At 72.1% G+C, this 26779-nt stretch carries 28 protein-coding genes; 17 read left to right on the top strand and 11 right to left on the bottom strand.

Annotation, left to right across the window (positions count from 1 at the left end):
- Positions 1–124: 124 nt before the first annotated feature.
- From trhA to ACRYCC_RS42500, 5 genes are all read left to right on the top strand, one after another.
- Positions 125–835 carry a PAQR family membrane homeostasis protein TrhA gene (gene trhA, locus ACRYCC_RS42520; RefSeq protein ID WP_433819866.1) on the top strand — a complete coding sequence of 237 codons (711 nt, stop codon included), beginning with the start codon at positions 125–127 and terminating at the stop codon, positions 833–835.
- A 157-nt stretch (positions 836–992) separates the two neighbouring features.
- Positions 993–1940: a bifunctional riboflavin kinase/FAD synthetase gene (locus ACRYCC_RS42515; RefSeq protein WP_433819865.1), complete on the top strand. Its 948-nt coding sequence runs from the start codon at positions 993–995 to the stop codon at positions 1938–1940.
- 405 nt (positions 1941–2345) lie between these two features.
- Positions 2346–2615, top strand: a complete 270-nt coding sequence (gene rpsO, locus ACRYCC_RS42510) for a 30S ribosomal protein S15 (protein WP_433819864.1) — start codon at positions 2346–2348, stop codon at positions 2613–2615.
- Positions 2616–2996: 381 nt separating this feature from the next.
- Positions 2997–5327, top strand: a complete 2331-nt coding sequence (locus ACRYCC_RS42505) for a polyribonucleotide nucleotidyltransferase (RefSeq protein WP_433819898.1) — start codon at positions 2997–2999, stop codon at positions 5325–5327.
- A gap of 108 nt (positions 5328–5435) precedes the next feature.
- On the top strand, positions 5436–6764 hold the full coding sequence (locus ACRYCC_RS42500) for a M16 family metallopeptidase (RefSeq protein WP_433819863.1): 1329 nt from the start codon (positions 5436–5438) through the stop codon (positions 6762–6764).
- A gap of 16 nt (positions 6765–6780) precedes the next feature.
- Here ACRYCC_RS42500 and ACRYCC_RS42495 read toward each other — a convergent pair whose 3' ends face one another.
- Positions 6781–8280 (bottom strand): DHA2 family efflux MFS transporter permease subunit, encoded by a 1500-nt coding sequence (locus tag ACRYCC_RS42495; RefSeq protein ID WP_433819862.1) that lies wholly within the window; start codon positions 8278–8280, stop codon positions 6781–6783.
- A 169-nt stretch (positions 8281–8449) separates the two neighbouring features.
- On the bottom strand, positions 8450–9052 hold the full coding sequence (locus ACRYCC_RS42490; protein ID WP_433819861.1) for a TetR/AcrR family transcriptional regulator: 603 nt from the start codon (positions 9050–9052) through the stop codon (positions 8450–8452).
- Positions 9053–9078: 26 nt separating this feature from the next.
- Between ACRYCC_RS42490 and ACRYCC_RS42485 the strand changes: the two genes are divergently transcribed.
- The 3 genes from ACRYCC_RS42485 (at position 9079) to ACRYCC_RS42475 (ending at position 10763) form a co-directional block, all read left to right on the top strand.
- A complete protein-coding gene (locus tag ACRYCC_RS42485) occupies positions 9079–9231 on the top strand; it encodes a hypothetical protein (protein WP_433819860.1) in 153 nt (50 codons plus the stop codon).
- Positions 9232–9343: 112 nt separating this feature from the next.
- Positions 9344–10087 carry a 4-hydroxy-tetrahydrodipicolinate reductase gene (gene dapB / locus ACRYCC_RS42480; protein WP_433819859.1) on the top strand — a complete coding sequence of 248 codons (744 nt, stop codon included), beginning with the start codon at positions 9344–9346 and terminating at the stop codon, positions 10085–10087.
- A gap of 7 nt (positions 10088–10094) precedes the next feature.
- Positions 10095–10763 carry a transglutaminase-like domain-containing protein gene (locus ACRYCC_RS42475; protein ID WP_433819858.1) on the top strand — a complete coding sequence of 223 codons (669 nt, stop codon included), beginning with the start codon at positions 10095–10097 and terminating at the stop codon, positions 10761–10763.
- Between the two features lie 3 nt (positions 10764–10766).
- Here the strand turns inward: ACRYCC_RS42475 and ACRYCC_RS42470 are convergent, their stop codons facing one another.
- The gene (locus tag ACRYCC_RS42470; protein ID WP_433819857.1) at positions 10767–11567 is read right to left on the bottom strand and encodes an SDR family NAD(P)-dependent oxidoreductase; all 801 of its coding nucleotides are present in this window, start codon (positions 11565–11567) and stop codon (positions 10767–10769) included.
- A gap of 129 nt (positions 11568–11696) precedes the next feature.
- Between ACRYCC_RS42470 and ACRYCC_RS42465 the strand changes: the two genes are divergently transcribed.
- From ACRYCC_RS42465 to ACRYCC_RS42455, 3 genes are all read left to right on the top strand, one after another.
- The gene (locus tag ACRYCC_RS42465) at positions 11697–11903 is read left to right on the top strand and encodes a hypothetical protein (RefSeq protein ID WP_433819856.1); all 207 of its coding nucleotides are present in this window, start codon (positions 11697–11699) and stop codon (positions 11901–11903) included.
- A gap of 35 nt (positions 11904–11938) precedes the next feature.
- On the top strand, positions 11939–12502 hold the full coding sequence (locus ACRYCC_RS42460; protein ID WP_433819855.1) for a TetR/AcrR family transcriptional regulator: 564 nt from the start codon (positions 11939–11941) through the stop codon (positions 12500–12502).
- A gap of 127 nt (positions 12503–12629) precedes the next feature.
- Positions 12630–12959: a DMT family transporter gene (locus ACRYCC_RS42455; protein WP_433819854.1), complete on the top strand. Its 330-nt coding sequence runs from the start codon at positions 12630–12632 to the stop codon at positions 12957–12959.
- A gap of 237 nt (positions 12960–13196) precedes the next feature.
- Here the strand turns inward: ACRYCC_RS42455 and modA are convergent, their stop codons facing one another.
- The 3 genes from modA to ACRYCC_RS42440 form a co-directional block, all read right to left on the bottom strand.
- Positions 13197–13940 (bottom strand): molybdate ABC transporter substrate-binding protein, encoded by a 744-nt coding sequence (modA, locus tag ACRYCC_RS42450; RefSeq protein ID WP_433819853.1) that lies wholly within the window; start codon positions 13938–13940, stop codon positions 13197–13199.
- Between the two features lie 205 nt (positions 13941–14145).
- Entirely contained in the window at positions 14146–15993 is a 1848-nt protein-coding gene (locus ACRYCC_RS42445) for an HNH endonuclease signature motif containing protein (protein ID WP_433819852.1), read from the bottom strand.
- Between the two features lie 82 nt (positions 15994–16075).
- Positions 16076–16231 carry a hypothetical protein gene (locus ACRYCC_RS42440; RefSeq protein WP_433819851.1) on the bottom strand — a complete coding sequence of 52 codons (156 nt, stop codon included), beginning with the start codon at positions 16229–16231 and terminating at the stop codon, positions 16076–16078.
- Positions 16232–16333: 102 nt separating this feature from the next.
- Here ACRYCC_RS42440 and ACRYCC_RS42435 point away from each other — a divergent pair, with 102 nt between their 5' ends.
- Entirely contained in the window at positions 16334–17029 is a 696-nt protein-coding gene (locus ACRYCC_RS42435; protein ID WP_433819850.1) for a uracil-DNA glycosylase, read from the top strand.
- A 12-nt stretch (positions 17030–17041) separates the two neighbouring features.
- On the opposite strand, the gene ACRYCC_RS42430 is transcribed toward ACRYCC_RS42435, so the two are convergent.
- Both ACRYCC_RS42430 and ACRYCC_RS42425 read right to left on the bottom strand, forming a co-directional pair.
- On the bottom strand, positions 17042–17908 hold the full coding sequence (locus ACRYCC_RS42430; RefSeq protein WP_433819849.1) for a 1,4-dihydroxy-2-naphthoate polyprenyltransferase: 867 nt from the start codon (positions 17906–17908) through the stop codon (positions 17042–17044).
- Between the two features lie 94 nt (positions 17909–18002).
- Entirely contained in the window at positions 18003–19631 is a 1629-nt protein-coding gene (locus ACRYCC_RS42425; protein WP_433819847.1) for an MFS transporter, read from the bottom strand.
- 47 nt (positions 19632–19678) lie between these two features.
- On the opposite strand from ACRYCC_RS42425, the gene ACRYCC_RS42420 reads away from it, so the two are divergent.
- Positions 19679–20263 (top strand): MarR family winged helix-turn-helix transcriptional regulator, encoded by a 585-nt coding sequence (locus tag ACRYCC_RS42420; protein WP_433819846.1) that lies wholly within the window; start codon positions 19679–19681, stop codon positions 20261–20263.
- A gap of 245 nt (positions 20264–20508) precedes the next feature.
- Entirely contained in the window at positions 20509–21321 is an 813-nt protein-coding gene (locus tag ACRYCC_RS42415) for an N-acyl homoserine lactonase family protein (RefSeq protein WP_433819845.1), read from the top strand.
- Positions 21322–21398: 77 nt separating this feature from the next.
- On the opposite strand, the gene ACRYCC_RS42410 is transcribed toward ACRYCC_RS42415, so the two are convergent.
- The 3 genes from ACRYCC_RS42410 to ACRYCC_RS42400 form a co-directional block, all read right to left on the bottom strand.
- On the bottom strand, positions 21399–21974 hold the full coding sequence (locus ACRYCC_RS42410; protein ID WP_433819844.1) for a GNAT family N-acetyltransferase: 576 nt from the start codon (positions 21972–21974) through the stop codon (positions 21399–21401).
- Positions 21975–22010: 36 nt separating this feature from the next.
- Complete coding sequence (locus ACRYCC_RS42405; protein WP_433819843.1) at positions 22011–22616, bottom strand: CGNR zinc finger domain-containing protein; 606 nt, start codon at positions 22614–22616, stop codon at positions 22011–22013.
- 74 nt (positions 22617–22690) lie between these two features.
- Positions 22691–24088 carry an aminotransferase-like domain-containing protein gene (locus ACRYCC_RS42400; protein WP_433819842.1) on the bottom strand — a complete coding sequence of 466 codons (1398 nt, stop codon included), beginning with the start codon at positions 24086–24088 and terminating at the stop codon, positions 22691–22693.
- On the opposite strand from ACRYCC_RS42400, the gene ACRYCC_RS42395 reads away from it, so the two are divergent.
- The 3 genes from ACRYCC_RS42395 to ACRYCC_RS42385 all read left to right on the top strand — a co-directional run bounded on the left by ACRYCC_RS42395 (position 24087) and on the right by ACRYCC_RS42385 (position 26481).
- Complete coding sequence (locus ACRYCC_RS42395; protein WP_433819840.1) at positions 24087–25091, top strand: DMT family transporter; 1005 nt, start codon at positions 24087–24089, stop codon at positions 25089–25091. The genes ACRYCC_RS42400 and ACRYCC_RS42395 overlap by 2 nt on opposite strands.
- Before the next feature lie 31 nt (positions 25092–25122).
- Positions 25123–26130 (top strand): glycoside hydrolase family 18 protein, encoded by a 1008-nt coding sequence (locus tag ACRYCC_RS42390; RefSeq protein ID WP_433819838.1) that lies wholly within the window; start codon positions 25123–25125, stop codon positions 26128–26130.
- Positions 26131–26283: 153 nt separating this feature from the next.
- On the top strand, positions 26284–26481 hold the full coding sequence (locus ACRYCC_RS42385; RefSeq protein WP_433819836.1) for a hypothetical protein: 198 nt from the start codon (positions 26284–26286) through the stop codon (positions 26479–26481).
- Positions 26482–26779: the final 298 nt, after the last annotated feature.

Here is a 26779-nt window from a genome sequence, read left to right as displayed (position 1 = left end):
CAGACAACCTACGGTGGCGTAACCTACGGAAGCGTAAGTTAAGTGGCCGAGGTCGGCTGACCGAGGCCCGCGAGTCATCGAAGGCCCGGCGCCATCGGGCCCCACAACATCGAAGGAGGTGCCGATGATCACATCGACCGGATCTCCGGCCGATCCGTCCGCCGCGTTCGTTCCCGGTATCGCCGCCGCCGAGGTGCCGCCGCAGAAGCCGCGGCTGCGCGGCGCACTGCACGCGGTCGCCTTCCCGGCCGCGCTGGTGGCCGGCCTGATCCTGGTCGCGCTGGGGCCGACCCAGCAGGCCCGACTGGCCTCGGCGCTCTACACCCTGACGTCGGCGCTGATGTTCGGCGTCTCCGCGCTCTACCACCGGGGCCGGTCGTCGCCGCGGCTGACCGAGGGGCTGCGGCGCTTCGACCACGCCAACATCTACCTGATCATCGCGGGGACCTACACCCCGCTGGCGCTGCTGGCCCTGGACGGGGCCGTCCGCGCCGTGGTCCTGTCGGTGGTGTGGGCCGGCGCCGCGCTGGGCGTGATCTTCCGTACGGTATGGATCTCGGCCCCGCGATGGCTGTACGTCTCGCTCTACATCGCGCTCGGCTGGGTCGCGGTGTTCGTCATGCCGCAGCTCGCCGACGGTGCCGGGGTGGCGGTCTGCGTGCTGCTGGCGGCCGGTGGCGTACTCTACAGCGGCGGTGCGGTGGTGTACGGCCTGCGGCGCCCGGACCCCTCACCACGCTGGTTCGGCTTCCACGAGGTCTTCCACACCTTCACGCTGGCGGCCTACGTGGCACAGTTCGTCGCGGTCTCCCTGGTGGTCCACCGGGCCGGCTGAGAGCCCGCGATTGGCCGCTGATGCGCTACTGAACAGTAGAATTTATTACGCCCCGCCCTCATGGCCGCCGGGGCGCGCATGGCAGGCTTGTCGGAGCGCCGTCCCGCAGGGGCCGGCGGTCACCCCGGAGAGAACGTCGACGTGAGGGAGCGAGCAGGTGCGGCGCTGGCACGGCCTCGATGAGGTCCCCCCGGGCTGGGGCAGGTCGGTGGTGACCATCGGCGTGTTCGACGGTGTGCACCGAGGTCATCAGCGCATCGTCGGCGGAGCCGCCGAACTCGCCCGCGAGCTGGGGCTCCGGTCGGTCGTGATCACCTTCGATCCGCATCCCGACGAGGTCGTACGCCCGGGCACGCATCCGCCGCTGCTGTCCACGCCCAGGCGGCGTGCGGAGCTGCTGTCCGGGCTGGGCACCGACGCCGTGATCGTCCTGCCGTTCACCTTCGAGCTGTCCCAGATGGGACCGGACGAGTTCGTCCAGTCGGTGCTCGTCGACCGGCTGCACGCGCTCCGCGTGATCGTCGGGGAGAACTTCCGCTTCGGGCACAAGGCGCGGGGAGACGTGGCGCTGCTGCAGGAGCTCGGCGAGAAGTACGACTTCGTGGCGGAAGGGGTGCCGCTGGTGGCCAACGGCGAGACGATCTCCTCCACCTCGATCCGCGAGCGGCTGGACGCCGGCGACGTGGAGGCCGCCGCGCACTCGCTCGGCCGCCCGCACCGCGTCGAGGGCATCGTGGTCCGCGGGCACCAGCGGGGCCGGGCGCTCGGCTTCCCGACCGCCAACCTGGAGTCCCTGCCGCACACCGCGATCCCCAGCGACGGGGTCTACGCCGGCCGGCTGGTCTGCGACTCCGACCGCTACCCGGAGTGCCGGTGGCCCGCCGCGATCTCCATCGGCACCAACCCGACCTTCGACGGCGAGGCGCGCACGGTCGAGGCGTACGCCTTGGACCGTGACGATCTGGATCTCTACGGGGAGCACGTGGCGGTCGACTTCATCGCGCGGATCCGCGACACCCTGAAGTTCGACTCGATCGAGGCGCTCATCGAGGAGATGCACCGCGACGTCGACCGGGCCCGGGAGATCACCTCCGGCGATGCCTGATCCCGGGCGTGCTCGATTTCGGGCGTGCCTGAGCCCGGGCGTGCCTGATCCCGGGCGTGCTTGATCCCGGGCGTGCTTGATCCCGGGTGTGACTGATCCTGGACTGCTTGATCCCGGGGTGCCTGATCAGAGGGGTGGCTGATCAGAGGGGTGGCTGATCAGGCGGGTGCCAGATCGCGAGGGGCGCCACGCGGCACCTGCCCGAACACGAAGAGTGTCCCGTTGTGACGGGGCGCCGTCCGTAGCGTGGTAGCGTGGGTGGTCGCCGGGAAAGGACACCCGGTCTGGTCTGCTGCACCCTCATGTGGCAGCCGCCAGTTCAGGAAAGACGCCACACGCGCCATGCGGACCCAGTAGCTGCACAGCGGCCGGGATCTGCGGGTGACGACCGTAAGAAGGAGCCACGTGTCGCTCGACACCGCCATCAAGAACCAGATCATCGCCGAGTACGCGACCAGTGAGGGTGACACCGGATCCCCGGAAGTCCAGGTCGCGCTGCTGACCCGCCGGATCAACGATCTGACGGAGCACCTCAAGACGCACAAGCACGATCACCACAGCCGCCGCGGCCTGCTGCTGCTGGTCGGCCGCCGCCGCCGGCTCCTGAAGTACCTTCAGGACAAGGAGATCAGCCGCTACCGGCAGCTCATCGAGCGACTCGGTCTGCGCCGATAGTGATGGACGAGGGAGTGGCTCGAGGCCCGGGGACACCCGGCTCTGAGCCGCTCCCTCGCTTCATATCTCGCTTCACCTGACGTGAGAACGTCTCATATTCCGTAGTACAGCAGGACAGCTACATGCACGACAGCTACATGCACGACAGCTACATGCACGACAGCTACATGCAGGACAGCTACATGCAGGACAGCTAAAGACAGACAACTGAACACGCCAGCCCGCGGACGTCGTCCACGCGCGGCCGGTCCTCGGTAGTGGCTCTCGGGTCGTGACACACGAGCCGAGTGCTTCGATCGAAGACCGGCGCTACGCGACAACAACGGGAGACGCACGCGGGAACCTATGAAACCAAGGAGGTTTCCCGTGGATGCTGTGCGCATCGATGGAGTCGACAGTACCGAAGCCGTTATCGACAACGGTTCCTTCGGGACTCGCACGATCAGATTCGAAACGGGCCGGCTGGCCCGTCAGGCGGCCGGTTCGGCCGTCGCCTACCTCGACAACGAGACCATGGTGCTCTCGGCCACGACGGCGTCGAAGCGGCCCAAGGACAACCTGGACTTCTTCCCGCTGACCGTGGACGTCGAGGAGCGGATGTACGCCGCGGGCCGGATCCCCGGCTCGTTCTTCCGCCGGGAGGGCCGCCCCTCCGAGGACGCCATCCTCACCTGCCGGCTCATCGACCGGCCGTTGCGCCCGTCCTTCGCCAAGGGCCTGCGCAACGAGATCCAGGTCGTTGAGACGATCATGGCTCTGCACCCCGACCACCTGTACGACGTCGTGGCGATCAACGCCGCGTCGATGTCCACGCAGCTCGCCGGGCTGCCCTTCTCCGGCCCGATCGGCGGCGTCCGCGTCGCGCTGATCGACGGCCAGTGGGTGGGCTTCCCGACCAACTCCGAGCTCGAGCGCGCCACCTTCGACATGGTCGTCGCGGGCCGGGTGCTCGAGGACGGCGATGTCGCGATCATGATGGTCGAGGCGGAGTCGACCCGGGACACCCTGCGGCTCGTCGCCGACGGCGCGCCCGCGCCGACCGAGGAGACCGTGGCCGAGGGGCTCGAGGCGGCCAAGCCGTTCATCAAGACCCTCTGCAAGGCGCAGAGCGACCTCGCCCAGGTCGCCGCCAAGGAGACCCGGGAGTACCCGGTCTTCCTGGACTACCAGGACGACGTCCACGAGGCCGTCGCCGCCGCGGTGAGCAAGGACCTGGCCGAGGCGCTGACCATCGCCGCCAAGCAGGAGCGCGAGAGCCGGCTGGACGAGGTCAAGGCCTCCGCCGTCGAGCGGCTGACCGCCGAGTTCGAGGGCCGCGAGAAGGAGATCTCGGCTGCCTTCAAGGCGGTCACCAAGAAGCTCGTCCGCGAGCGGGTCATCCGGGACGGCATCCGGATGGACGGCCGCGGGGTCAAGGACATCCGCCAGCTGTCGGCCGAGGCGCACGTGGTGCCCCGGGTGCACGGCTCGGCGCTGTTCGAGCGGGGCGAGACCCAGATCCTGGGCGTGACCACGCTGAACATGCTCCGCATGGAGCAGATGATCGACACGCTCAACCCCGAGCGCACCAAGCGCTACATGCACAACTACAACTTCCCGCCGTACTCCACCGGGGAGACAGGCCGGGTCGGCTCGCCCAAGCGGCGCGAGATCGGCCACGGTGCGCTCGCCGAGCGGGCCCTGCTGCCGGTGCTGCCCACCCGCGAGGAGTTCCCGTACGCCATCCGGCAGGTGTCGGAGGCGCTCAGCTCCAACGGCTCCACCTCGATGGGCTCGGTCTGTGCCTCGACCATGTCCCTGCTCGACGCGGGTGTCCCGCTCAAGGAGATGGTCGCGGGCATCGCGATGGGCCTCATCCACGAGGCCGGGGAGTACGTCACGCTGACCGACATCCTCGGTGCCGAGGACGCCTTCGGCGACATGGACTTCAAGGTCGCCGGCACCCGTGAGCTGATCACGGCGCTGCAGCTCGACACCAAGCTCGACGGCATTCCCGCCTCGGTGCTGTCCGCCGCGCTCCGGCAGGCGAAGGGCGCCCGGCTGGCGATCCTGGACGTGATGAGCGAGGCGATCGAGGCTCCGGCCGAGATGAGCCTCAACGCACCGCGCATCATCACGATCAAGGTGCCGACCGACAAGATCGGAGAGGTCATCGGCCCGAAGGGCAAGATGATCAACTCGATCCAGGAGGACACCGGCGCCGACATCACGATCGAGGACGACGGCACCATCTACATCGGTGCCACCGACGGCGCGTCGGCGGAGGCCGCGCGGACGGTGATCAACTCGATCGCCAACCCGCACATGCCCGAGCCCGGCGAGCGCTTCCTCGGCACGGTCGTCAAGACCACGACGTTCGGCGCGTTCGTGTCGCTGCTGCCCGGCAAGGACGGCCTGCTGCACGTTTCGCAGATCCGCAAGCTGCACGGCGGCGTCCGGATCGAGAACGTCGAGGACTTCGTCAAGGTCGGCGAGAAGATCCAGGTCGAGGTGACCGAGATCGACCAGCGCGGCAAGCTGTCGCTGGTCCCGGTCGAGGTCGTCGAGCGTGAGGCCGCCGAGGGCGGCGTCACGGCCGAGTCGGCCGCGCCCGCCGGTGACAGGGCCGGCGGCGACGAGCCCGCCGGTGGCGGCGACCGGCGCCGTCAGCGCACGCGCAGCAGTGGCGGTCGCGACGGTGGCCGCGACGGCGGCGGTCAGCGCAACTCCTGATCCAGCGGAATGATGGCCGGCTGGTCTCCGCTCCCGGTCCACCGCGTGGTGGACGCGGGTGCGGAGGCCGGCCGGTCCCGTTATTGAGCCAGCAGAAGTGGAATCAACGTGACGTTGTCGGCAAGGGACCAGCAGCCGGGCACCACCCACACGCTTCATCCAGGTACCGATGGGGCGGGCCGGGTCCAGCGCACGGTCCTGCCGGGGGGCCTGCGCATCGTCACCGAGACCATGCCGACGGTGCGCTCCGTGGCGTTCGGCATCTGGGTGGGCGTCGGATCCCGCGACGAGGACATCGCGGACGCGGGGGCCACCCACTACCTCGAGCATCTGCTGTTCAAGGGCACCCGGCGGCGGTCCGCGCTGGAGATCTCCGCGGCGATGGACGCGGTGGGCGGTGACCTCAACGCCTTCACCGCCAAGGAGTACACCTGCTACTACGCGCGGGTGCTCGACGAGGACCTGCCCCTGGCGGTCGACGTGGTCTCCGACATGGTCAGCTCCTCGCTGATCGACGCCGAGGACGTCGACGCCGAGCGCGGCGTGGTCCTGGAAGAGATCGCCATGCGCGACGACGACCCGACCGACCTCGTGCACGACGAGTTCGCCATCGCCCTCTACGGCGACGCGCCGCTGGGCCGGCCCATCCTCGGCACCATCGAGTCGATCAACGCGCTGAGCCGGGACGGCATCTCCCGCTACTACCAGCAGCGTTACCTGCCGCCCAACCTCGTGGTCGCGGTGGCCGGCAACGTCGACCACGACGAGGTCGTACGGCTGGTCGGCGCGGCGTTCAGCGACTCGCTGACCGGGGACGCGCTGCCCAGCGCGCCGCGCATCGGGGGTTCCCCCACCGCGGCGCTCACCGGCCGGGCCCGGGTGGTGGACAAGGACACCGAGCAGGCCCACCTGGTGCTCGGCACCGCCGGGCTCTCGCGCACCGACGACCGGCGGTTCTCGCTGGGCGTGCTGAACGCGGCACTCGGCGGCGGCATGTCGTCCCGGCTCTTCCAGGAGATCCGGGAGAAGCGCGGCCTGGCCTACTCGGTCTACAGCTACACCTCGCAGTACGCCGACACCGGCACGTTCGGGGTCTACGCGGGCTGCCAGCCGGCGAAGGCCGACGAGGTCCTCGACATCTGCCGCGACGAGATCGCCAAGGTGGCGGCGGGCGGCATCACCGCCGAGGAGCTGGCCCGGGGCAAGGGCCAGCTACGCGGCTCCATGGTGCTGGGCCTGGAGGACACCGGCTCACGGATGAGCCGGATCGGCAAGAGCGAGCTGGTCTACCGTGAGCTGCTGTCGGTCGACGAGATCCTGGCCAGCATCGAGGCGGTCACCCTGGACGACATCCACGCGGTCGCCACGACCGTGCTGGACCAGCCGATGACGCTCACCGCGATCGGCCCGTTCGAAGACCACCGGTTCAGCCTCTGAGCGGTCCCCGCCGGGCTCACCCGGCCTGCGGGTCCTGAGTCTGCGGGTCCTGCGCCAGCGGGTCCTGCGCCAGCGGGCCGGGGGGCTGCGGGGCGGGGCGCTGCGGGTTGCGGCCCGGCAGGAACAGCACCGGCAGCAGCAGGACGGCCGTGAACGCCAGGATCCACCAGAACGTGGCGCCGAACGCGGCGGCCAGCCCGGCGGGGGTCCGGGCGTGACCGGAGAGCTGGTGCTGGGTGACGATGAGCAGTACGGCGCTGCCGAACGACCCGCCGAGCTGCTGCATGATCCGGATGCTGGTGCTCGCTCTCGGGACCGCGGCGGGTTCCAGCCCGCGGTAGGCGGAGCTCATGATCGGGACGAGGGTGGCGCCGATGCCGGCACCGCTGAGCACCTGGGCGCCGCTGAGGAGCAGGTCGCTGGTCCCCACCGCCACCTGGGTGTAGACCGAGGTCCCCAGTGCGGTGCACAGCAGCCCGACGAGGGCGATCGTCCGGGGCGGGACGTGATCCGCCAGCCTGCCGCTGATCATCAGTGACAGGCCCATGCCGATGCCCATGGGGATGAGCAGTGCTCCCGCGTGCTGGGCGCTGTCGCCCCGGGCGAGCTGGTAGTACAGCGGCAGCGCGCCCATCGCGCCGAAGAGGACGAAGCCCGAGACGAAGATCGAGGCGGACGCCGAGGCGAAGGGGCGCCGGCCGAACAGCCGCAGGTCGATGAGCGGCACCCGGGAGGTCCGCAGCGCGTTGACCGCGAAGGCGGCCAGGAGCGCCGCGCCCACGGCCAGCGGGACGAGCACGTGGCCGTCGCCGAAACCGCCGTACGAGCCGGTCTGGGCGAGACCTAGGACGACGGCCGCGCACCCGGGCGACAGCAGGGCCAGGCCGGTGAGGTCCAGCCGGGTGTCTCCCGGCACCCGGTCGGCGGGCATCGCCCGCCGCGACAGGGCCAGCGCGGCCAGGCAGACCGGCACGTTGACGTAGAAGATCCAGCGCCAGTTCAGGTCGTCCACCAGCACCCCGCCGAGCACGGGGCCGAGCACCGGGCCCAGCATGGCCGGAACGCCCAGTGCGGCCATCGCCCGGTTGAGCCGCTCCGGCCCCGCCGCCTGGACGAGCACCGTCTGGCCCACCGGGAGCACCATGCCGGCGCCGAGCCCCTGCAGGATCCGGAAGGCGATCAGGCTGCCCGGCGACCAGGCGGCCCCGCACAGCACCGAGCCCCCCAGGAAGAGCGTGATGCACGCCGTCCACACCGCCCGCGCGCCGAAGCGCTCGAGCGCCCAGCCCGCGAGCGGGATGGTGACCACCATGGCCAGCATGTAGCCCGTGCCGACCCACTGCAGGACCGACAGGGTGGAGTGGAACTCGCGCAGCCACGTCCTGGTCGCGATGTTGGTCATGGTCAGGTCGAGCTGCATCATCAGCGCGCCCATCGTGACGACGGCGATGATCCGCAGGAGCGAGGCGGGCAGCCGGCCGGCCGGCGCGTCCGCAGCTTGCTGGGTCCGAGTCATCAGAGCTTCCTCTCTGAAGTAAATATTTACTGCACTGGTTGGACGGAAGGGGTTGTGTCGGGTGGAAAGGGAAAGCGTCGGGGTGTGAGAGGTCGGCGTGTGAGTGGTCGGGGTGTGAGTGGTCGGCGTGTGAGTGGGAAGGCGTCGCCGCGCCGGGACGGGGGAGGGGTCAGCCGGTCATGCCGTCGAGCAGCTGTCGGACGACCTGCTCGCGAAGCCGCACCGGATCGGTGTCGAGCCCCGGCTCGGCGAATCCCGCCCGGGCGAAGTCGGCCATGCGCGGCGCGAATATGATCATGGCGATCAGGGCGCCGATCGCCGTGCCGTAGGCGACCTCGAACGGCACCTCCGCCGGGAAGACCTTCTCCGCCTGGCCGCGCTCGTAGAGCGTGCGGAGTTGCTCGGGGAAGCCCTGGACGCCCTCGGGCAGCCCCAGCGGACCGTTGCCCAGTGCCTCGTGGACGAACATGGCCGCCACCTGGGGCCGGTTGAGCAGCGTCTCGAAGAAGCCGCCCAGCGCGAGCCGCATCCCCTCGTAGGGCTCCAAGGTGAGGGCCTGTTCCAGGATCGGCTGCCAGGCCGCTCCCAGCCGAGAGCGCTGGTCCTTCATGACCGCCGTGTAGAGGCCCTCCTTGCTGCCGAAGTGGTGGTAGATCATGCGTTCGTTGACCCCGGCGGCCTTGACGATGTCCTGCACCCGCGTGCCCTTGGGGCCGTGCTTGGCGAACTCCTCCGCGGCCGCGGTCAGCAGTAGCTCCCGACTGTCGCTCATGAAGTAAATATTTACTGAAACGATCCGTGAGCGCAAGGCCCATCGACGAGATTCCGCACCACGCCGCCCCGGACCGGCCCGCGGCCTCCACGGCGTCGGCGCAGGGCCACGGTGGGCTGGGCGGTGGCGCTCGGTGGTGGCGCTCGGTGGTGAGCCGGGTGGTGGAGTCGGGGTGGTGATGTCGGGTGGTGGAGCCGGGTGGTGATGTCGGCTCCGGGACTCGGTGCTGGACCGCGCGCAGGTCCGGCCCGCGATAGGCTCGGCGACGCGTGCGAGACGGGGAGGTTGATCGTGATCAAGGTCGGGGTGCTGGGCGCGCGAGGCCGGATGGGCGCGGAGGTGTGCCGGGCGGTCGAGGGTGCGGACGGCATGGAACTCGTCGCCGCGGTGGACGAGGGCGACTCGCGGGACGCGCTGACGTTCGCGCAGGTCGTGGTCGACTTCACCCATCCCGGGGCCGTCATGGACAACCTGCGCTGGTGCATCGAGCAGGGCGTGCACGCCGTCGTCGGCACCTCCGGGTTCGACCCGGCCCGGCTGGACACCATCCGGGAGTGGCAGGCGGCGAAGCCGGGCGCCAACGTGCTCATCGCGCCGAACTTCGGGGTCGGCGCGGTGCTGATGATGCACTTCGCCAAGATCGCGGCGCCGTTCTTCGACTCGGTCGAGGTCGTCGAGCTGCACCACCCCAACAAGGTCGACGCCCCCAGCGGTACGTCGTACCGCACCGCGGAGCTGATCGCCGAGGCACGCGGCAAGGCCGGCATCCCGGCCTCACCCGACGCCACCAGCACCGAGCTGGCCGGTGCCCGCGGCGCCGACGTCGACGGGGTACGCGTCCACTCCGTACGGCTGGCGGGGCTGGTCGCGCACCAGGAGGTGCTGCTCGGCGGGCACGGCGAGATCCTCACCCTCCGGCACGACTCGATGAACCGCGAGTCCTTCATGCCCGGGGTGCTGCTCGGCGTGCGGGCCGTCGGTGAGCTGCCTCAGCCGCTCACCGTCGGCATCGAGCCGCTCCTCGGCCTGGTCTGAGCCCCAGGTGCCCGATGACTCGGTGCCCGGTGACCCGGTGCCCGGCCCGATGTTCCGGGAGGCACTGGTCTTCCTCGCGGAGCCCTGGGAGTACCTCGGGGCGGACGAGGCGATCGACCTCGACCATCCGCTGGTGCAGACCACGGCCGCCCGGCTGCCCGCGGGTGACGGCGACGCGGTCTTCGCCCGGGCCGCGTACGAACTCGTACGAGACACGATCACGCACTCGGCGGACGCCGGGGACCGGCGGGTGACCTGGCGCGCCTCCGACGTGCTCCGCGAGCGGACGGGCCTGTGCTACGCCAAGTCGCACGCGTACGTGGCGCTGCTGCGGGCCGCCGGGATCCCGGCCGGCCTCTGTTACCAGCGGCTGGCCCGCGACGAGACCGGATCGGCGCATGTCCTGCACGGGCTCACGGCGGTCTGCCTGGACGGCTCGTGGTTCCGGCTCGATCCGCGCGGTGACCGGCCCGGCGTGCCGGCCGGGGCGCAGGCGGCGTTCTCGCTCGGCGAAGAGCGCCTCGCCTTCGTGGTACGACCCGGCCTGGGCGAGGTCGACTACCCGCAGGTCTACGCGAGCCCCGCTCCGGCCGTACTCGACGCGCTGCGGCGTCACGACGACCGCCGCGAGCTGTGCGACGGCCACCTGCCGGCCGGACTCGACCCGCCCCGCTAGGGGCTAGTGGACGGCGCGGATGGTGCCGCCGTCGACGCGCAGGGTCGCTCCGGAGACGTAGTCCGCGAGCGGGCTGGCCAGGTACGCCACGGCTGACGCGATCTCCTCCGGCCGGCCGAGACGGCCCACGTCGTTGGGGACCAGGTCGCGGACGACACCGCGTTCGATCTCCTCCCAGGTCTCGCCCCAGCCGAACCCGGGTGCCACCGCGGTGAGGAGCTCCTCGACGGCCGCGACGCGGATGGCGCCGGGGGCCACGACGTTCGACGTCACGCCCGAGTCCTTCAGCTCGCGCGCGAGGGACACGGCGAGATTGTGCCGGGCCGCCAGGGACGCGTTGTAGTCCGGCTGGGCGGCTATCGGCTGCTGCGCCAGACCGCCACCGATCTGGATCACCCGGCCCCAGCGGCGCTCGCGCATCCGGGGCACCAGCCGCTGGATCATCCGCACACCGGAGATCACGTTGGTCTCGTACGTCGCCGCCCAGCGCTCGGCCGTCGCCTCGGTCCAGGACAGGTGCTCGTACGATCCCGCGTTGTTCACCAGGATGTCGATGTCTCCGCCCGCCAGCGCCGCGGCGGTCACCGCGTCGGCACCGGCATCCGTCGAGAGATCACCCACTGCCACGACGGCGTGCCCTCCGTCGGCGCGGATGCCCTCGGCGACGGCCTCCGCCCGGGTCTTGTCGCGCCCGTGCACCACGACGCCGGCACCCTCCGCGGCGAGCAGCCTGGCGATCTCGGCACCGATGCCAGCGCTCGACCCGGTCACCAGCGCCCGCTTGCCTGTCAGCCTCAAATCCATCTCAAGTCCATTTCGACCTCGTGTTCGTACCGGCGGCCACGAGTGGCCGACCGTCTGTCTACAGTCGTAGACTTTCTTGTACAGGCGAGTCTACACTCGTAGACATGACTGCCGACAACGCCGGACACAGTGCCGGCCCAGCTGCGGGCCAAGCGGCCGGTCAAGACGCCGACCCAGCTGCCGGACACGGTGCCGGCCAAGACGCTGGCCAAGACGCTGGCCAAGACGCTGGCCAAGACGCTGGCCAAGCGGCCGGCGGGCAGGGGGGCGGCCCTCCGTCCCGGCGCCGCCGCGACGCCGCCGCGACCCGGGAGGCGATCCTGCGGTCGGCCCTGATCGCCTTCACCCGATCCGGCTATGACGGCGTCGGCGTGCGGGACATCGCGCAGGCCGCCGGGGTGACCGCGATGCTGGTCAATCGCTATTTCGGTTCCAAGGAGCGGCTCTTCGCCGAGGTGGTCGAGGCCGCCTTCGCCAGGAGACCCCTGCTCGGAGACACGCGCGACCCCAGCGCGCTCGGCCGCGAGCTGGCCGCCGCTCTGGTGACCCAGGAGGCGCCCGAGGGCGCCCACATCGACGGGTTCCTGCTGATGCTGCGGTCGGTCTCGAACGCACGGGCCGCGGAGATCCTGCGCGAGGGGGTCGCACGGCACTTCGAGCTGTACCTGGTGAACCTGCTGCCCGGCGAGCGGGCCGCCGAGCGCGCCGGGTTGTTGCTGTCCCTCATCGCGGGTTTCCAGCTCATGCGGAACGTTCTCGGCAGCGTGGCGCTCGCCGGAGCCGACCCGGCCACGCTCACCCGCAGCCTCGAGGGCATGTTCCAGCTCCTGGTCGAGCCGGTCCCGGTCCCCGTCCCGGTCGGACCGGACGCGGACGGCACCCGCGCCGGACGCGACCCTCAACCCCCTCCCGCGGCGGGTGCGCCCACCCGGTGAGGAGCACCCCTGTCGCCGCGGTGACCTGCTGAATGCGCTCTGACCACATCTCCGTAGCGGACGCCCCGCTATACCGTCCGGACGGTAGAGTGCGCGTATGTCGGCGAGTGGACGAAGGGCGCCCTGGATGGCTTGGCTGCTGTTGGCCGGTGCGATCATCTCCGAGGTGGCCGCGACGCTGGCGATGCGGGGCATCGCCAACGGATTCCGGCCGTGGCCCGCGCTGATCGTCGTGGCGGGGTATCTCATCTCGTTCGCGCTGATGGCCCTGGCGCTGCGCACGCTGAACGTCGGCATCGTGTACGCCGTCTGGTCGGGAGCGGGCACGGCGGGCACGGCGGCCATCGCCGCGGCGCTCTACGACGAGCGGCTGAACCTCACCGCCGTCGCGGGCATGGTCGTCATCGTCGTTGGCGTCGTCCTGCTGGCCACCTCGGGCGCCGCCACCCACGAGTAACCCCCACCGCCACGGGGCCGGTGATCCTCGCCATGCCGCCATGCCCCCTACCGTCATGCCGCGTGCCTGATGCCGCGTGCCTGATGCCGCCATGCCCGTAGCTCATGCCGCCATCGCCGTGCCGCCATCGCTATGCCGCAATGCCGCCGGGGCTCGGGAGGACGGGCGCGTGACCGGGTCGCCGGGCGTGCTGCTGTGGAGCGCGGGCGAGAGGGATACAGCGCGCCGACGACATGATCAGGGCGGGCTGAAGCCGTACTTGGTCAGGATGCCGACGGCCTCCGGTGAGGTCAGCCAGGCGACGAAGGTCCTGGCCTGGTCCTTGTGGCCGCTCCGGTCGAGGACCGCGGCGGGGTAGTCGGCAGTGACGTTCTGGGCCGCGGGGATCGGCACGCTGCTGGCCGCGGCGCCCGCCGACTTGAGGTCGGTGATGTAGACGATCCCGGCGTCCGCCTCGCCGGTACGGACCCGGGCGAGCACGGACCGCACGCTGATCTCCTCCCACTTGGGCACCACGGTCACGCCCGCCTTGGTGAAGACCCGCACGGCGTAGCGGCCGGACGGGGTGGTGGGGGAGCCGAGCACCACGCTCAGCCGGGAGTCGGTGAGGTCCGCCAGCCCGCGGATGTGCTTGGGATTGCCGGGGGCCACCGCGATGGTCATGGAGTTGTGCGCGATGATCCGATGCGTCCCGACCAGCCTGGCGGCCTGCTCCATGGTGGGCACGTCGGCGGTGACCAGCACGTCGGCGGACTTGCCGTCCTCGAGCCGGGCGACGAGGTCCTGCGAGCCGCCGAACGAGGCGCGGACCCTCGTGCCCCGGTGGGTCTGCTGGTACCGGGTGCCCAGCTCGGCCATCACCTCGGTCAGGGACGAGGCGGCGAAGACCTCGATCGTCTTGGTGGCGGAGGAATCGCCGCATCCGATCAGGGAGACGAGCACCAGGAGGAGACCGGCCAGGCACGCGCCGAGTCGTCTCATGGCAGGCGTGGGGGACAGGTGGGGCGGGAGGGCATATCGGTGATCCTAGGGGGACCCGTGCGGGAGATGCCCGGTGGTCACGATTCGGCGCATCAGGACCACTGTGCGAGGAACACCGCCCCGGAGACCGGCCTTGCCCTCGTCCGCGGCTCCGGTGGCGAGGGGCCGGTCTCCGGCTCGTGGGAGTCACAGCCGGGTCGGTGGGCTACGGGCCCCTCGGCCGCCGAGTGGACGTGGAGCCCCCGCGCGTGCCGGAGTCCCTGCGCGTGCCGGAGTCCCTGCGCGTGCCGGAGTCCCTGCGCGTGCCGGAGTCCCTGCCTGTGTTGGGGGCCCTGCCTGTGCCGGAGTCCCTGCGTGTGCTGGGGAGCCTGCGTGTGCTGGGGGGCCTGCCCGGCCGTGTCCTGTCGAAGGTGTAGGTCCAGCGTCCGTGGGCGTCCCGGGTCGTGCTGATCTGTTCCGCGTAACGGTGCTTGGCCCGGTTGTGCCATGAGCAGCATGGCGCGAGCAGGTCGATGTCGGTCGCCGGGTACTCGGTCCAGCCGAGCGTGTGGTCGACCTCGCAGAACCTCGCCGGGATGTCGCAGTCGGCGAACGCGCACGTCTCGTAGAGCGCTTCGAGGACGCGGCGCTGCCCTGGTGAGACGAACCGGGCTCTGTTCCCCAGGTAGAGGGGGATGCCGTCCGTCCCCAGGATGAGGGGGGACACCCCGGCGGTGAGCGCGATCGTCCGTGCCCGCTCCGGAGAGATCGGGGTCCCGTCGGCCAGCCGCGCGGACACCTTCACGTGTTCCAGCGGCCACACCGGCCACCGGACGGAGGATTCCCCGTCATCGAGGGCGGCCTGGTCCTGCGGTCCGTGGTCTTGCGGTCTGTGGTCTTGCGGTCCGTAGTCCTGCGGACGGTGGTCTTGCGGACGGTGGTCTTGCGGACGCGGGTCCGGCGGTCCCTGTTCGTGGGCATTCTGGTCGCGAGGACCATGCGCTGCGGCTTCCTCCTCGCGGATGGTCACTCCGCCGGCGTTGGCCACTCTGTCGGCACTGGTCACTCGGCCTGGGCTGGTCACTCCGTCGGGGCGGGCCACTCGGTCGGGGCCGGCCGCCTGGTCGCGATCGGGCTTTGGAGGGGCGGCCCGCTGGTCAGGGCTGGTCTGTGCGCGCTCATCCGTGCTGTCGTCGGCGGGCGTCCGTTCGCTGTGCGGGGCGGTGCCCGGTGGGTCGCCGTCGGGCTGGCAACGGTCCTCCGGTGGCCCCTGGGAAGCCTCCCCGTCCGGGCCATCGAGTGTGATGACCATGGTGGCATTCCAGCGGGTGGAACCGCCGGACAGGTGCATCGCCAGCGCGTCGGCCAGCCGCTCGGCGGGATCCCGGTCGTCCTCCGGGCCGGCCGGCTTGGTGAGCGGGCCCAGGATGTCCAGCACCAGCGCGGTCAGCTCCGGGCCGAAGCGTCCCTTGACGTAGGAGGTGCCGTTGAGTGACCTGGACAACCTCCACCATGACCGGTCACCTCGCCGGGCGTCCTCGGGTGGCTGCTCGGTGCCGTCCCGCTCCGCGATCACCTCCTGGATCCGGGCGCCGACCTTGGCGACCTTGGTGGCCGACACACCCTTCCCCACGAGCTCCAGCAGGATCCGCTCCGCCTTGACGCAGTCGTCGTCGTTCAGCCGTGCCACGGCCTCGGCGATGGTGGCGGCGTACCCGTACGGCAGCCGCCGGGTCCGCAGGAGCTCGGCGGTGGTGGGCAGCCGCTCCAACTGGCGGGCCACCGTCAGCCGCTCGCCCGCCCGGCCCGTCCGCATGCCCAGCGCGATGCGCAGCCAGCCCTTGGTCCCCGGATACCGCTGCGCCGAGGCCTCCCCCGCCCGGTCGACGGCCGCGACCCGCGCGGCCAGTGCGGCCTCGCCCAGATCCAGGCCCAGGCCGAGCCGTTCGGCCTGCTCCAGGCACACCACCGGCGCGTCGGGAACCGGCCGTCCCGCCACCTCGGCCAGGACCGCGACCGCCGCCTCCACCAGGTCACCGGTGGAGGCGGTCCGCAGCTCCACGGCCGACCACATACCGTCAAGCTACGGTCACCCACCGACAGAATCGAATGGATCATCGACAGGCTGCTCACGTCGGGGCACCGAGCATCGGCATTCACATCGACCGGGCCCATTGACGATCGAGCTGCCGCTCGCTCGCCGACCTGTCGTTGATCAAGGCATGGCCGGTCATGGCGTCACGGTCCACGAAGGCCTTGACGCGGAGGGGACGGCCGCCCTTCCGGGGACCGGCGATCAGGGCGAGGATCACGGAGCGCCGGGCCTGGCGCACTACCGGGACGCCCGGACTTTTGTCGCCGCCGGGCCCTAGGGTCGTTGGTAACAGAACCCTTTCCCCGGAGGCCGAAACCCGATGTCCCTGGACCTGCTGGACCTGCTCCCCGACGACTGGCGGGCGCACCTGGAGCCGCTGCTCGACCCGCTGCCGACCGCGGCGCTGAGCGCGTACGTCGCGGCGGAGTACGACCAGCACACGGTCTACCCGCCCCGTGAGGACCTCTTCAACGCCTTCCGGCACTGCCCGTACGACACCGCACGGGTGCTGATCCTCGGCCAGGACCCCTATCACGGGCCGGGGCAGGCGCACGGGCTCAGCTTCAGCGTCAAGTCCGGGGTGCGGCTCCCGCCGTCGTTGCGCAACATCTACAAGGAGCTCGCCGCGGATCTCGACGTGCCGGTCGCGACCGGCGGCGACCTCACCCCCTGGGCCGACCAGGGCGTGCTGCTGCTCAACGCCGTGCTGACCGTGCGGGCGGGGGCGGCCGGCTCGCACGCCAGGAAGGGGTGGGAGGAGTTCACCGACGCGGCCATCCGGGCGCTCGACGCCAAGGACGAGCGCGTCGTCTTCGTGCTCTGGGGCGGTTACGCGCGCAAGAAGGCCAAGCTGATCACCGGTGCCCAGCACGTGGTGATCGAGTCCGGTCACCCCAGCCCGCTCAGCCAGAAGTCCTTCTTCGGCACCCGCCCGTTCAGCGCGGTCAACAAGGCCCTCGCCGACGCCGGGCTTCCGGAGATCGACTGGCGGATCAGCGAGGAGCGGGACCGCTAGCGAGGCGGGACGCTACAGGGCCAGGCCGGCCGCCAGCAGGACGCCGAAGGCGATCTGCAGGCGGGCGGTCTCGCCGAGTACCGCGATCAGCTCCGGCCCGGTCGCGCCCGCCATGATCCGCCGGCTCGGCGGGATCGACAGTGGCGCGGCCACCAGCGCCAGCAGCGCCCACGGATGCGGCGCGGCCAGTGCCAGGGTGATCGTGAAGGGCAGCGCGGTGCACGAGGTGTAGAGCAACCGGGTCCGCCGGTCGCCCAGCACGACGGCCAGCGTGCGCTTGCCGGAGACCTCGTCGGTGGGGATGTCGCGCAGGTTGTTGGCGACCAGCAGGGCGCACGCCAGCAGCCCGACCGGCACCGCCGCCACCCAGGCCGTCCAGGGCAGGCGTTCGAGCTGGACGTACACGGTGCCGACGACCGCCACCAGGCCGAAGAACACGAACACCGAGATCTCGCCCAGGGCCCGGTAGCCGTACGGGTTGGAGCCGCCGGTGTAGAACCAGCCGGCCACGATCGCCGCGGCGCCGACCAGCAGCACCCACCAGCTCGTCACCGCGGCGAGCACCAGCCCGGCCACCGCCGCGAGGAGGAAGGCGCCCAGCGCGGTGGCCAGGACCTGCTTGGGCCGCGCGACCCGGGAGCCGACCAGCCGCAGCGGGCCCACCCGGTCCTCGTCGGTGCCGCGTACGCCGTCGCTGTAGTCGTTGGCGTAGTTGACGCCGATCTGCAGGGTCAGCGCGACGAACGCGGCGAGCGCCGCCCGCCACCAGACGGCGTGGCTCTCGCCGATGGCCACGCCGGTACCGACGACGACGGGCACGACCGAGGTCGGCAGGGTGCGGGGCCGGGAGCCGGCGATCCACTGGGAGAGGCTGGCCACGGGATTACTGCTCGCTCTCGGAGGAGGGGACGGATGCGGGTCGGAGGGTCCTGCGCTGATCAGGGTCCCGCCAGGGGGCTGGGAACAGGCTAGATCATCCCTCCGGGCGGCCGGGCAGCCGCAGGGACACCAGCAGGCCCAGACCGAGGATGCCGGCGGTGACGAGCATCGCCCGGTCGGCCGCGACCGCGAGGCTCTCGTCGGCGGCGTGGGCCGCCTGCTCGGCGCCCGGCTGGTCGTGCAGGACGCGGGTGTAGGTGCCCGCGCTCTCCCGCAGTTCCCGGGCCATGGCGGCGCGCTGGGCCGGGGGCACGTCGGTGAGCTCCAGCCGCTGGTGCATGACGTGGCCGAGGCCGGTGGCGAAGACGGTCCCGATGAGCGCGATGCCCAGCGCGGAGCCGACCTGCCGGGCCGTCGACTGGGTGCCGGAGGCCTGCCCGGACAGGGCGGGCGGTACGTCGCCCAGGGAGACGTTGGTGAGCTGCGCCGAGGTGAGCCCGAGCCCCGCCCCGTACATCAGCATCCAGGGGGCGAGGTCGAAGCCGGAGGTGCCCGCATGGGTGGTGAGCCCGATCGCCAGCACGGCGACGACCTCCAGGAGCATCCCGATCTGTACCACCCGTGCCGCCCCGTACCGGTGCGAGAGCCGCGCGGCGAACGGGCCGGCCAGGAAGGCGCCCACGGCGAGCGGCACGATCGCGACGCAGATCTGCAGTGGCGAGTCGCCGTGCACGCCCTGCAGGAACAGGGGCAGCACGAACAGCAGGCCCAGCTCGCCCACGCTGATCAGCGAGGAGGCGGCGTTGCCCCGGCGGAAGCCGGCGATGCGGAAGAGCGACAGGTCCAGCATGACGGGCTGGCCCGCCCCGGCCCGGGCCCGCTCCACCACGACCAGCGCGGCGACGAGCACGGCCGACAGCGCCAGCGCCACGGGGACGGGCGACAGCCCGGTGAGCGGCCAGTCATAGGGCCCGGCGGCGAACGGCCGGGTGGGGATCCACCAGCCGTACCGCTGCCCCTCGATCAGCGCGAAGACCAGCGCGCCCAGGCCCAGCGCGGACAGCACGGCGCCCGGCCAGTCGACGCCGCGCCGGGTCTCCTCGTCCCTCGTCTCGGGGATCAGCTTCAGCGCCCCCACCACGAGCAGGACCCCGATGGGCAGGTTGACGCCGAAGGCCCAGCGCCAGCCGTACGAGGTGGCCAGCCAGCCGCCGAGCAGCGGGCCCAGCGCGGCCATCCCACCGATCATCGAGCCCCAGACACCGAAGGCGACCGCCCGGTCGCGGCCGGTGAAGACGGTGTTCACGGTCGACAGCGTCGCAGGCATGATCATCGCGGCTCCGACGCCCTGCAGCGCACGGGCGGCGATCAGCTCGGGGCCACTGCCGGACCGCGCCGCCAGCACGCTGGCCAGGACGAACACGGCGGTTCCCAGCACGAACATCCGTCGCCGGCCGAACAGGTCACCGGCACGGCCGAAGGAGATCAGCAGCGCCGCGAACACCAGCGAGTAGACCGAGGTGACCCATTCCGCGTCGGTGGTGCGCAGCCCCAGGTCGGTGACCATCCGGGGGAGCAGCACGTTGACGATGGTCGCGTCGACGACGATCAGTGACACGCCGAGGCTGAGGACCATCATGCCGAGCCAGCGCCCTCGTCCCGCTCCGGGCCTTCGCGGTCGCTGCCGCGCGCCGCGTTGCCGGGGACTGGTGGGGGCGGTCATGGACTTCCTGGCGTCGAGAGGGATGCTGTGGTCGGGACGGGCGCGGTATGGGGCAAAGACCTGCCAACACCGCCCATCGGCTGGTCCTCGCCGCGGAGAGCACGCACAATGTCGCCGTGCGCGACATGGACCCGGACCCGGACCTGGCAGGCATGCCCATGTCCCGGCTGCTCGCGGTGGCCGGCCATGTCGTCGCCATGCGCTGGCAGCGGCTGATGGGCAGTCACGGTCTCACTCCGCATGGGCTCGCCGTCCTCGCCTACCTGGTTGAGGGCTCGGCGCTCACCCAGCGAGAGCTGGCCCGCCAGTGCGGAGTGTCACCCTCCACACTCAACCATACGGTCGACCATCTGGAGCGATCGGGGTGGATCGAACGCCTCCGTGACGTCGCGGACCGCCGCCTGGTCCGGCTGGCGCTGACCGAGACGGGCCACCGCCAGCTGGCGGCGGTGAGGCAGGCGGCGAGCGAGCAGATGGAGCCGATGCTCGACCACCTGCCCCCGGCGGCGGAGCCCGTCGTCCGGGAGTTCCTCATGCGGACGGTGGCCCGCTTCCAGGAGCAGGATCCCGGCGAGGTGCCGGATCTCCCCGGGATGCCCGCGCCGCGGGGGAGGGGACACGATGAGCCATGACGCGACCCGGCCGGAGCGGGCGGCGGCGGGGTCGTCGTCCCGCAGCCCCGCCTGGTGGCCCGCCCCCGCGCCCGCGGCCCGGCGGGCCCCTCCGTAGGCTGGCCGTAGTCGGCTCGTGGGGGGTCCCGCACGTCCGATCCCCTTGCGGTGCGGAACCCGCCACGAGCCGGAAGGGCCGCGGGACGCCCTGCCCCCCGGACGGGGTCAGGGCGTCCCCGTGTCCGCCGGGACGACCGAGGAGAGCCATGGGAAGCGGCGTACGGCGGATCGTGCTGCTCACGCTGGGCTGGGAGGACCTGCCCAAGTCGGTGTCGGTGCACGGGGCGCCGCCGGGCCTCCGGATGCGCGAGCCGGTGCCGGGAGTGCTGCTGGAGGCGGACGGCGGCTGGGTGCTGCTGGACACCGGGTTCAACACCGCGCTGATCCGCGATCCGGCGCTGGCCCGGCGGTTCCATCCCGGGGGCGCCTACGTCTCGGTGCTGCCCGGGCCCGGCGAGCCCCTGGAGGAGACGCTGGCCGAGGTCGGGCTCGAGCTCGCCGACATCCACGTGGTGGCGGTCAGCCATCTGCACCTCGACCATGCCGGCGGCCTCAAGCACTTCGCCGGGCGGGTCCCCGTGCACGCCCAGCGCGCCGAGCTGGAGTACGGGCTGTCCGGCCACCCGGAACCGGAGAGGCACTCCATCTACCGCGTCGACTTCGACGATCCGCGCATCGACTGGCGGCTCGCCGACGGGGAGGTGGAGATCGCGCCCGGCATCACCGCCGTGCCGACGCCGGGGCACACGCCCGGCCATCAGAGCTTCGTCGTCGACCTGGACGCCTCGGTCGGCGGCGGCGGGTTCGTGTTCGCCTTCGACGCCGCCGACCTGACCGAGAACATCGAGCACGAGCTGGCCGTGGGCGGCTTCATCGACGTGGAGCCCGAGGTCACCGTCGAGCAGATCCGCAAGCTCAAGCGCATCGCCGCGGCGAAGGGCTACCCGCTGATCCCGGGCCACGACCCCGTGGTCTGGCCCGCCCTCACCGGCGAGCTCGCCGCCCGCTTCCCGGCCTAGCCCGGGCCGCCGCGCCCGCGCGCCGCCCCGCCCCGTCTCGAGGCGTCTGGGGGCGGCTCAGAGCCCGGGGAAGGCCGTCACGTGCCGCCGGTGGCGGGGTCGTCCGTGAGGTCGGTGTGCAGCCGGATCATGGGGACGGGCTCGCCGAGGTCTAGCTGCCGCCGGGCTCCGTCCTCGGCCCAGCCCGCGGGCTCCAGGAATCCGCGCATGGCCCGGTCGCCGGGGAACACCCAGGTGACCATCCTGGCGACGGCGTCCTCCCGCACCAGGTCGACGGTGGCCGCCAGCAACCGGCTGCCGTGTCCCGCCCGGCCCGCCATGGGGTCGACGAGCAGGGTGAGCAGCTCGGCCGCCGTCGCCGGATCGCAGTCGGCGTCCGCGGCCGGGGTCTGCGCGGCGAATCCGAGAACGGTGTCGTCGGTCATGGTGTGCCGCTGTACGGCGACGAGCAGGCGGTGCCGGGGGCTCGGCGGGGCGGTGACGGCCTCCGCCCAGCGCTCCTGCCACACGGCCTGCGCCTCCGGGGTGGTCATCGCGGCCAGCGCGGGAGTGGGCACCACGCCGGCGTAGCCGCTGCGCCAAGCCCGTACCTGGATGTCCGCGATCGTTGCGGCGTCCTCCACCCGTGCGGGACGTACACCGACATCTGCCATTTGCTTCTTCTCCCCGTTACGCGTCAGCGGCCCAGACTAGGCCCCCGGGGCCGGACCGGGGCCGGGGCGGCGGCGGGCCCGGTAGGCGCGGGTCTTCGTGCGGTTGCCGCAGACCCGCATCGAGCACCAGGCCCGCGAGCGGTTCTTGGAGGTGTCCAGGAAGGCCCACCGGCAGGTGTCCTCCTGGCAGACCTTGAGCCGGGCCCAGGTGCCGTCGGCCAGGCAGGTCATCATCGCCGCCGCGATCCGGGCCAGCGCCCCCTCGACGCCGTCCCGCACCGGCACCAGCACCGGGCGCTCGCCTTCGAAGGCCACCCGCAGCGGCAGCCGGGCGAGCGCGCCGTCCATCTCGGGCGGCCGGTCGACGGCGTCCGGGCCGTGATGACCGAGCATCGCCGCCCGCAGCCCTTCGCGGAGGCCGACCGCCGTCGCCAGGTCCGCGGGACCGGCCGCCCCGGCCTGCGACCGGCCGGCCAGCAGGCCGTGCTCGGCCAGCCACTCGCCCAGCTTCCCGGGCGTGGCGATCGCGTCGTCGTCGCACTCGACGTCGAGCGTGTTCACGAAGTCCTGCAGCAGCACGGCGGCCGCCTGGCCGGTGGGCCGCAGGCTCACCGGCTGCTGGTGCACGGGCTGCTCGTTCATGTCGAACACCATCGTATCGCGTTGACCGGTTGCGCGATTGCCCGACACCGGCCCGCGGTGACCGGCTCCGCGGCCTAGGAGACCGCCGAGAGCGCCTGGGCGAGCCGGCGCACCCCTTCGGTGAGCTCGGCCTCGGTGGCGGCGATGCTGTAGCTGAGCCGCAGGTGGTGCCCCGACGGCTCGGCCGGGAAGAAGGGCCGGCCCGCGCTCACCATCACCCCGGCGCGCGCGGCGGCCTCCGTGAGGGCCTGCTCGTCCACCCCGGGCGGCAGCCGCAGCCACAGGTGCAGGCCGCCCGCGGGCCTGGTCGGCCGGACCCCGGGGAGCTCCCGGGCGACCGCGGCGGCCAGGACGTCCCGGCGGCGGCGCAGCGCGGCCCGGACGGAGCCGAGGTGCCGTGGCCAGGCCGGTGAGCTCACCAGTTCCAGGGCCGTCTCCTGCAGCGGCCTGGCCGGGAAGAAGGTGTCGACCAGCTGGGTGGCACGGAGCCGCTCCGCCACCGGGCCGCGAGCGATCATCGCGGCGATGCGCATGCTCGGCGCTGTGATCTTGGTGAGCGACGTGAGGTGGACGACGGTGCCCTCGTCGTCATCGGCCGCGAGCGGCGGGGGCGCCTCGGCGAGCCCGAGATACCGGGCGTAGTCGTCCTCGATCACGAAGGCCCCCACGGCCCGGGCCACCGACAGCACCTGGGCGCGCCGCTCCGCCGGGAGCACCGTGCCCGTCGGGTTGTGCAGGGTGGGCTGGCAGTAGAACACCTTGGCCCCGGTCATCGCGAAGGCCTCGGCCAGCAGATCCGGCCGGACCCCCTCCGCGTCCACCGGCACCGGGACCGGGTGCAGCCCGGCCGCCCGGGAGGCGACCAGCGCTCCCGGATAGGTCGGCGACTCGACCAGGACCGGTGATCCCGCCGCCAGCAGGGACCGCAGCGCGATGGACAGCGCCGCCTGCCCGCCGCTGGTGATGAGCACGTCGGCGCCGGCCGCCCAGGGGCCGGCCGAGGCGGCGAACCACGACCGCAGCCCGGCGATGCCGGACGGAGGGGGACGCTCCCAGGAGGCGGGTCGCCGGGTGGCCCGGGAGGCCGCCGTGGCCAGCGCCCGTACGGGCTGGAGCGAAGGATGCAGATAGCCGCCGCTGAGGGCGATCAGGCCCTCGGGCGCGGTCGGCAGCATGGCGTGCAGGCCGGCGGTGTCGACGGTGCGGTCCCCGAGCGCGACGGCCTGCCAGCCGAAGTCGGGCGGCTCGGAGAACGCGCGCGGCGGGTCCGCGACATAGGTGCCGCTGCCCGGGCGGGCCACGACCAGCCCCTCCGCGGCGAGCATCCCCAGCGCACGGCTGACCGTGACCGGGCTGACCTTGTGCCGCTCCACGAGGGTGCGGCTGGACGGCAGCCGGTCGCCCGGGGTCAGCCGCGTCACCTGAGCGCGCAGGCTGGCCGCCAGATGATCGATACTGCTATCCTGTTTCATGAGAGATAACAATAGCGCTATCGTCACCAGCCAGGTAGCGCTCCCCGGGCCGGGCGACCCGGTGAGCCGGCCCCGGCCCCGGCCGGTCGCACCGGGCCTCGGCCTGGCCGCCCTGGGCGTGCTCGCCTTCTCGTTCTCCTTCCCGGCCACCGTCCTGGCCCTCGACGGCCTCGATCCGTACCTCATCGGCGTCGGGCGGGCCGCCGCCGCGACGGTGCTCGCCGTGCTCGCGCTCGCCGCCGTACGCGCCCCCCTCCCGGCCCGCCACCAGTGGGGCGGGCTGGCGGCGGCCGGCCTGGGCGTCGTCTTCGGGTTCCCGGTGCTGTCCTCGCTCGCCCTCGACCAGGGCGCCTCCAGCTCGCACAGCGCGGTGGTGATCGGCCTGCTGCCCGGCGCGACCGCGGTCTGCGCGGTGCTGCGGACGCGCGAACGGCCTTCCGCCGCGTTCTGGCTCGCCGTCGGCGCCGGCGCCGCCTGCGTCGGCGGCTTCGCGCTCAGCCGCGGCGCCGGCCACGTCACCCCCGCGGACCTGCTGCTGTTCGGCGCGCTCCTGGCCGGCGCGATCGGTTACGCCGAGGGCGGCCGACTGGCCCGGGACATGCCCGGCTGGCAGGTCATCTCCTGGGCGCTGGTGCTCACCGGGCCCGTCTCCGTCCCGGTCACGCTGGTGCTGCTCGGCACCGGCGACCCGCACTGGACCGGAAGGGCGCTCGTCGGCTTCGGCTACGTGTCCGCGGTGTCGATGTTCCTCGGCTTCTTCGCCTGGTACGCCGGACTGGGCCGGGCGGGTATCGCCCGCGCCAGCCAGGTGCAGCTGGCCCAGCCGGTGCTCACGCTGGGCTGGTCGGCGCTGTTCCTCGGCGAGCGCCTCGACGCGCTGACCGGGCTGGCCGCGGTGGCCGTCCTCGGCTGCGTGGCCTGGACCCAGCGGGCCAGGAGCCGGCCCCCGGCCGTTCCCGGGCCCGGCCCGCGCCCCGCCCTGGCCGGCGAGGTGGCCGACTGATGCCATGATCGGTGGTGATCTCGGAGGTGCGGTGCGGATACGGCGTGTTGTGCGGTTCTCGGCGTGGAGCACGGCGTTCGTGCTCGGGCTGGTGGCCATCTTCCTCGCCCAGACCTGGGTGTGGTGGCAGTCCGGGCCCCGCTCGCAGGGAACGGCGACCAACGCGATGTGGGCGCGGCACCAGTGGGTGGGGGAGGCGCACACCGAGGCGGAGTACCAGGCGCTCGCCGGCACGCTGCGGCTGAACAAGATCACTGATGTCTTCTTCCACGCCGGGCCGCTGGCGCCCGACGGCTCCGTCGCGCCGCGGTTGTACGCCCACGCGGCGGAGCTGGTCACCGCGGTGCACCGGCTCGCGCCGGGGGTGCACGCCCAGGCCTACCTCGGCCAGATCAGGCGGCAGCAGGGCAGAGGGCTGCTGCGGCTCGACGACCCGGCCGTACGGGCGCGCATCGTCGAGACGGACCGGACCTTCCTCGACCTCGGCTTCGACGGCGTCCACTACGACATCGAGCCCGTGTACTCCGACGACGGCGCCTTCCTCGACCTGCTGGACCGGACCCGCGAGCTCACCCGGGCCCGCGGCCGGATCCTGTCGGTCTCGCTGGAGCAGCTCACCCTGGCCGACGCCCTGCAGCCGGTCTTCCTGGCCCTGCCCCGGGGCGGGGACCCGCACTACCCGGCCCGGCCGACCGGCGCCTTCCTGCGCGCGGTGGCCGGCCGGGTGGACCAGGTGGCGATCATGACGTACGACACCGAGCTGCCGACGCGATCGCTGGTCGGGCGGCACTTCGCCTGGCACACCGAGCACACGCTGGAGCTGATCGGCGACCAGGTCACGGTGTTCATGGGGGTACCGACCTACCGCCCCGTCACGGCGGGGTGGGCCGAGGACCTGGCGACGTCGCTGCGCGGTATCCGGCGCGGGCTGGACGCCCTCGGCAGGCGCCCCGCCAAGCCGTACGGGGTCGGGATCTACGCCGAATGGACCACGACCCCGGCCGACTGGGCCCGCTACAGATCGCTCTGGTCGCCGTGACAGAACCCTGGCCGATCGGCCACCTGCTTTGTCACGTTCCCAATTACGTATTCTCCCAGGTCGGAAGAGTGTTGCATTGGCCGTTAGGTCGGGTAAGCATCGATAAGTAAACCCAAGAGCACGGCCCGGCGGCGGGCCCTGGGAGCGAGGTCGATGAGCATGGAACACACCTCACAGCAGGTCGCTCGCCGGCTGACGGAGCTGACCGCCGAGTTCGCCGGGTGGCGGATCGGCCGGGGTGGATCCGGTCACTGGTGGGCGGTCCGGGGCAATCAGCTCGTCCGATCGCTGACCTCGGAGGACCTGCGGCTCCGGCTGCTGGAACTGGCCGGAGTTCCGCAGAAGGTGTGACCATTAGTGCCCTTTTGACCGGTATGTCGCATTTCCCCAAAGGGATCCGGGAATCTGGGCGGATAGCGCCGTAACGCGGGATTTACTTGGGGCGATGTCGGTAGAGACGCCGCCGGTGTGTGTACCCCCGAGCACATATCGGCGGCGTCTTCAGGTCAGATCTCCGCTTCACCCGCCCGCACCCCGGCCGTTCTTGTCGACACGGACGCCGGCGGCACGGCGGCGGCCCCCAGCGCCGGCCCGGCGGCCCCCCGGGAGCGCGGCGGCGGGACGAGGGCCGGACGGGCGGATCACGGGC

The sequence above is a fragment of the Actinomadura scrupuli genome, assembly GCF_050971785.1.
GTDB lineage: Bacteria > Actinomycetota > Actinomycetes > Streptosporangiales > Streptosporangiaceae > Actinomadura_E > Actinomadura_E scrupuli.
Note: the sequence above shows the minus strand (reverse complement) of the source record. Positions and strands in the feature narration are given on the sequence as shown.

What these genes read in the sequence shown, in the direction of transcription:
- trhA (WP_433819866.1), top strand. Translation starts at nt 125, where the DNA reads ATGATCACATCGACCGGATCTCCGGCCGATCCGTCCGCCGCGTTCGTT.
- ACRYCC_RS42495 (WP_433819862.1), bottom strand. Translation starts at nt 8,280, where the DNA reads ATGACTCGGACCCAGCAAGCTGCGGACGCGCCGGCCGGCCGGCTGCCC.
- ACRYCC_RS42490 (WP_433819861.1), bottom strand. Translation starts at nt 9,052, where the DNA reads ATGAGCGACAGTCGGGAGCTACTGCTGACCGCGGCCGCGGAGGAGTTC.
- ACRYCC_RS42470 (WP_433819857.1), bottom strand. Translation starts at nt 11,567, where the DNA reads ATGGATTTGAGGCTGACAGGCAAGCGGGCGCTGGTGACCGGGTCGAGC.
- ACRYCC_RS42455 (WP_433819854.1), top strand. Translation starts at nt 12,630, where the DNA reads ATGGCTTGGCTGCTGTTGGCCGGTGCGATCATCTCCGAGGTGGCCGCG.
- modA (WP_433819853.1), bottom strand. Translation starts at nt 13,940, where the DNA reads ATGAGACGACTCGGCGCGTGCCTGGCCGGTCTCCTCCTGGTGCTCGTC.
- ACRYCC_RS42445 (WP_433819852.1), bottom strand. Translation starts at nt 15,993, where the DNA reads ATGTGGTCGGCCGTGGAGCTGCGGACCGCCTCCACCGGTGACCTGGTG.
- ACRYCC_RS42435 (WP_433819850.1), top strand. Translation starts at nt 16,334, where the DNA reads ATGTCCCTGGACCTGCTGGACCTGCTCCCCGACGACTGGCGGGCGCAC.
- ACRYCC_RS42425 (WP_433819847.1), bottom strand. Translation starts at nt 19,631, where the DNA reads ATGACCGCCCCCACCAGTCCCCGGCAACGCGGCGCGCGGCAGCGACCG.
- ACRYCC_RS42420 (WP_433819846.1), top strand. Translation starts at nt 19,679, where the DNA reads ATGGGGCAAAGACCTGCCAACACCGCCCATCGGCTGGTCCTCGCCGCG.
- ACRYCC_RS42415 (WP_433819845.1), top strand. Translation starts at nt 20,509, where the DNA reads ATGGGAAGCGGCGTACGGCGGATCGTGCTGCTCACGCTGGGCTGGGAG.
- ACRYCC_RS42410 (WP_433819844.1), bottom strand. Translation starts at nt 21,974, where the DNA reads ATGGCAGATGTCGGTGTACGTCCCGCACGGGTGGAGGACGCCGCAACG.
- ACRYCC_RS42405 (WP_433819843.1), bottom strand. Translation starts at nt 22,616, where the DNA reads ATGAACGAGCAGCCCGTGCACCAGCAGCCGGTGAGCCTGCGGCCCACC.
- ACRYCC_RS42395 (WP_433819840.1), top strand. Translation starts at nt 24,087, where the DNA reads ATGAGAGATAACAATAGCGCTATCGTCACCAGCCAGGTAGCGCTCCCC.
- ACRYCC_RS42400 (WP_433819842.1), bottom strand. Translation starts at nt 24,088, where the DNA reads ATGAAACAGGATAGCAGTATCGATCATCTGGCGGCCAGCCTGCGCGCT.
- ACRYCC_RS42385 (WP_433819836.1), top strand. Translation starts at nt 26,284, where the DNA reads ATGAGCATGGAACACACCTCACAGCAGGTCGCTCGCCGGCTGACGGAG.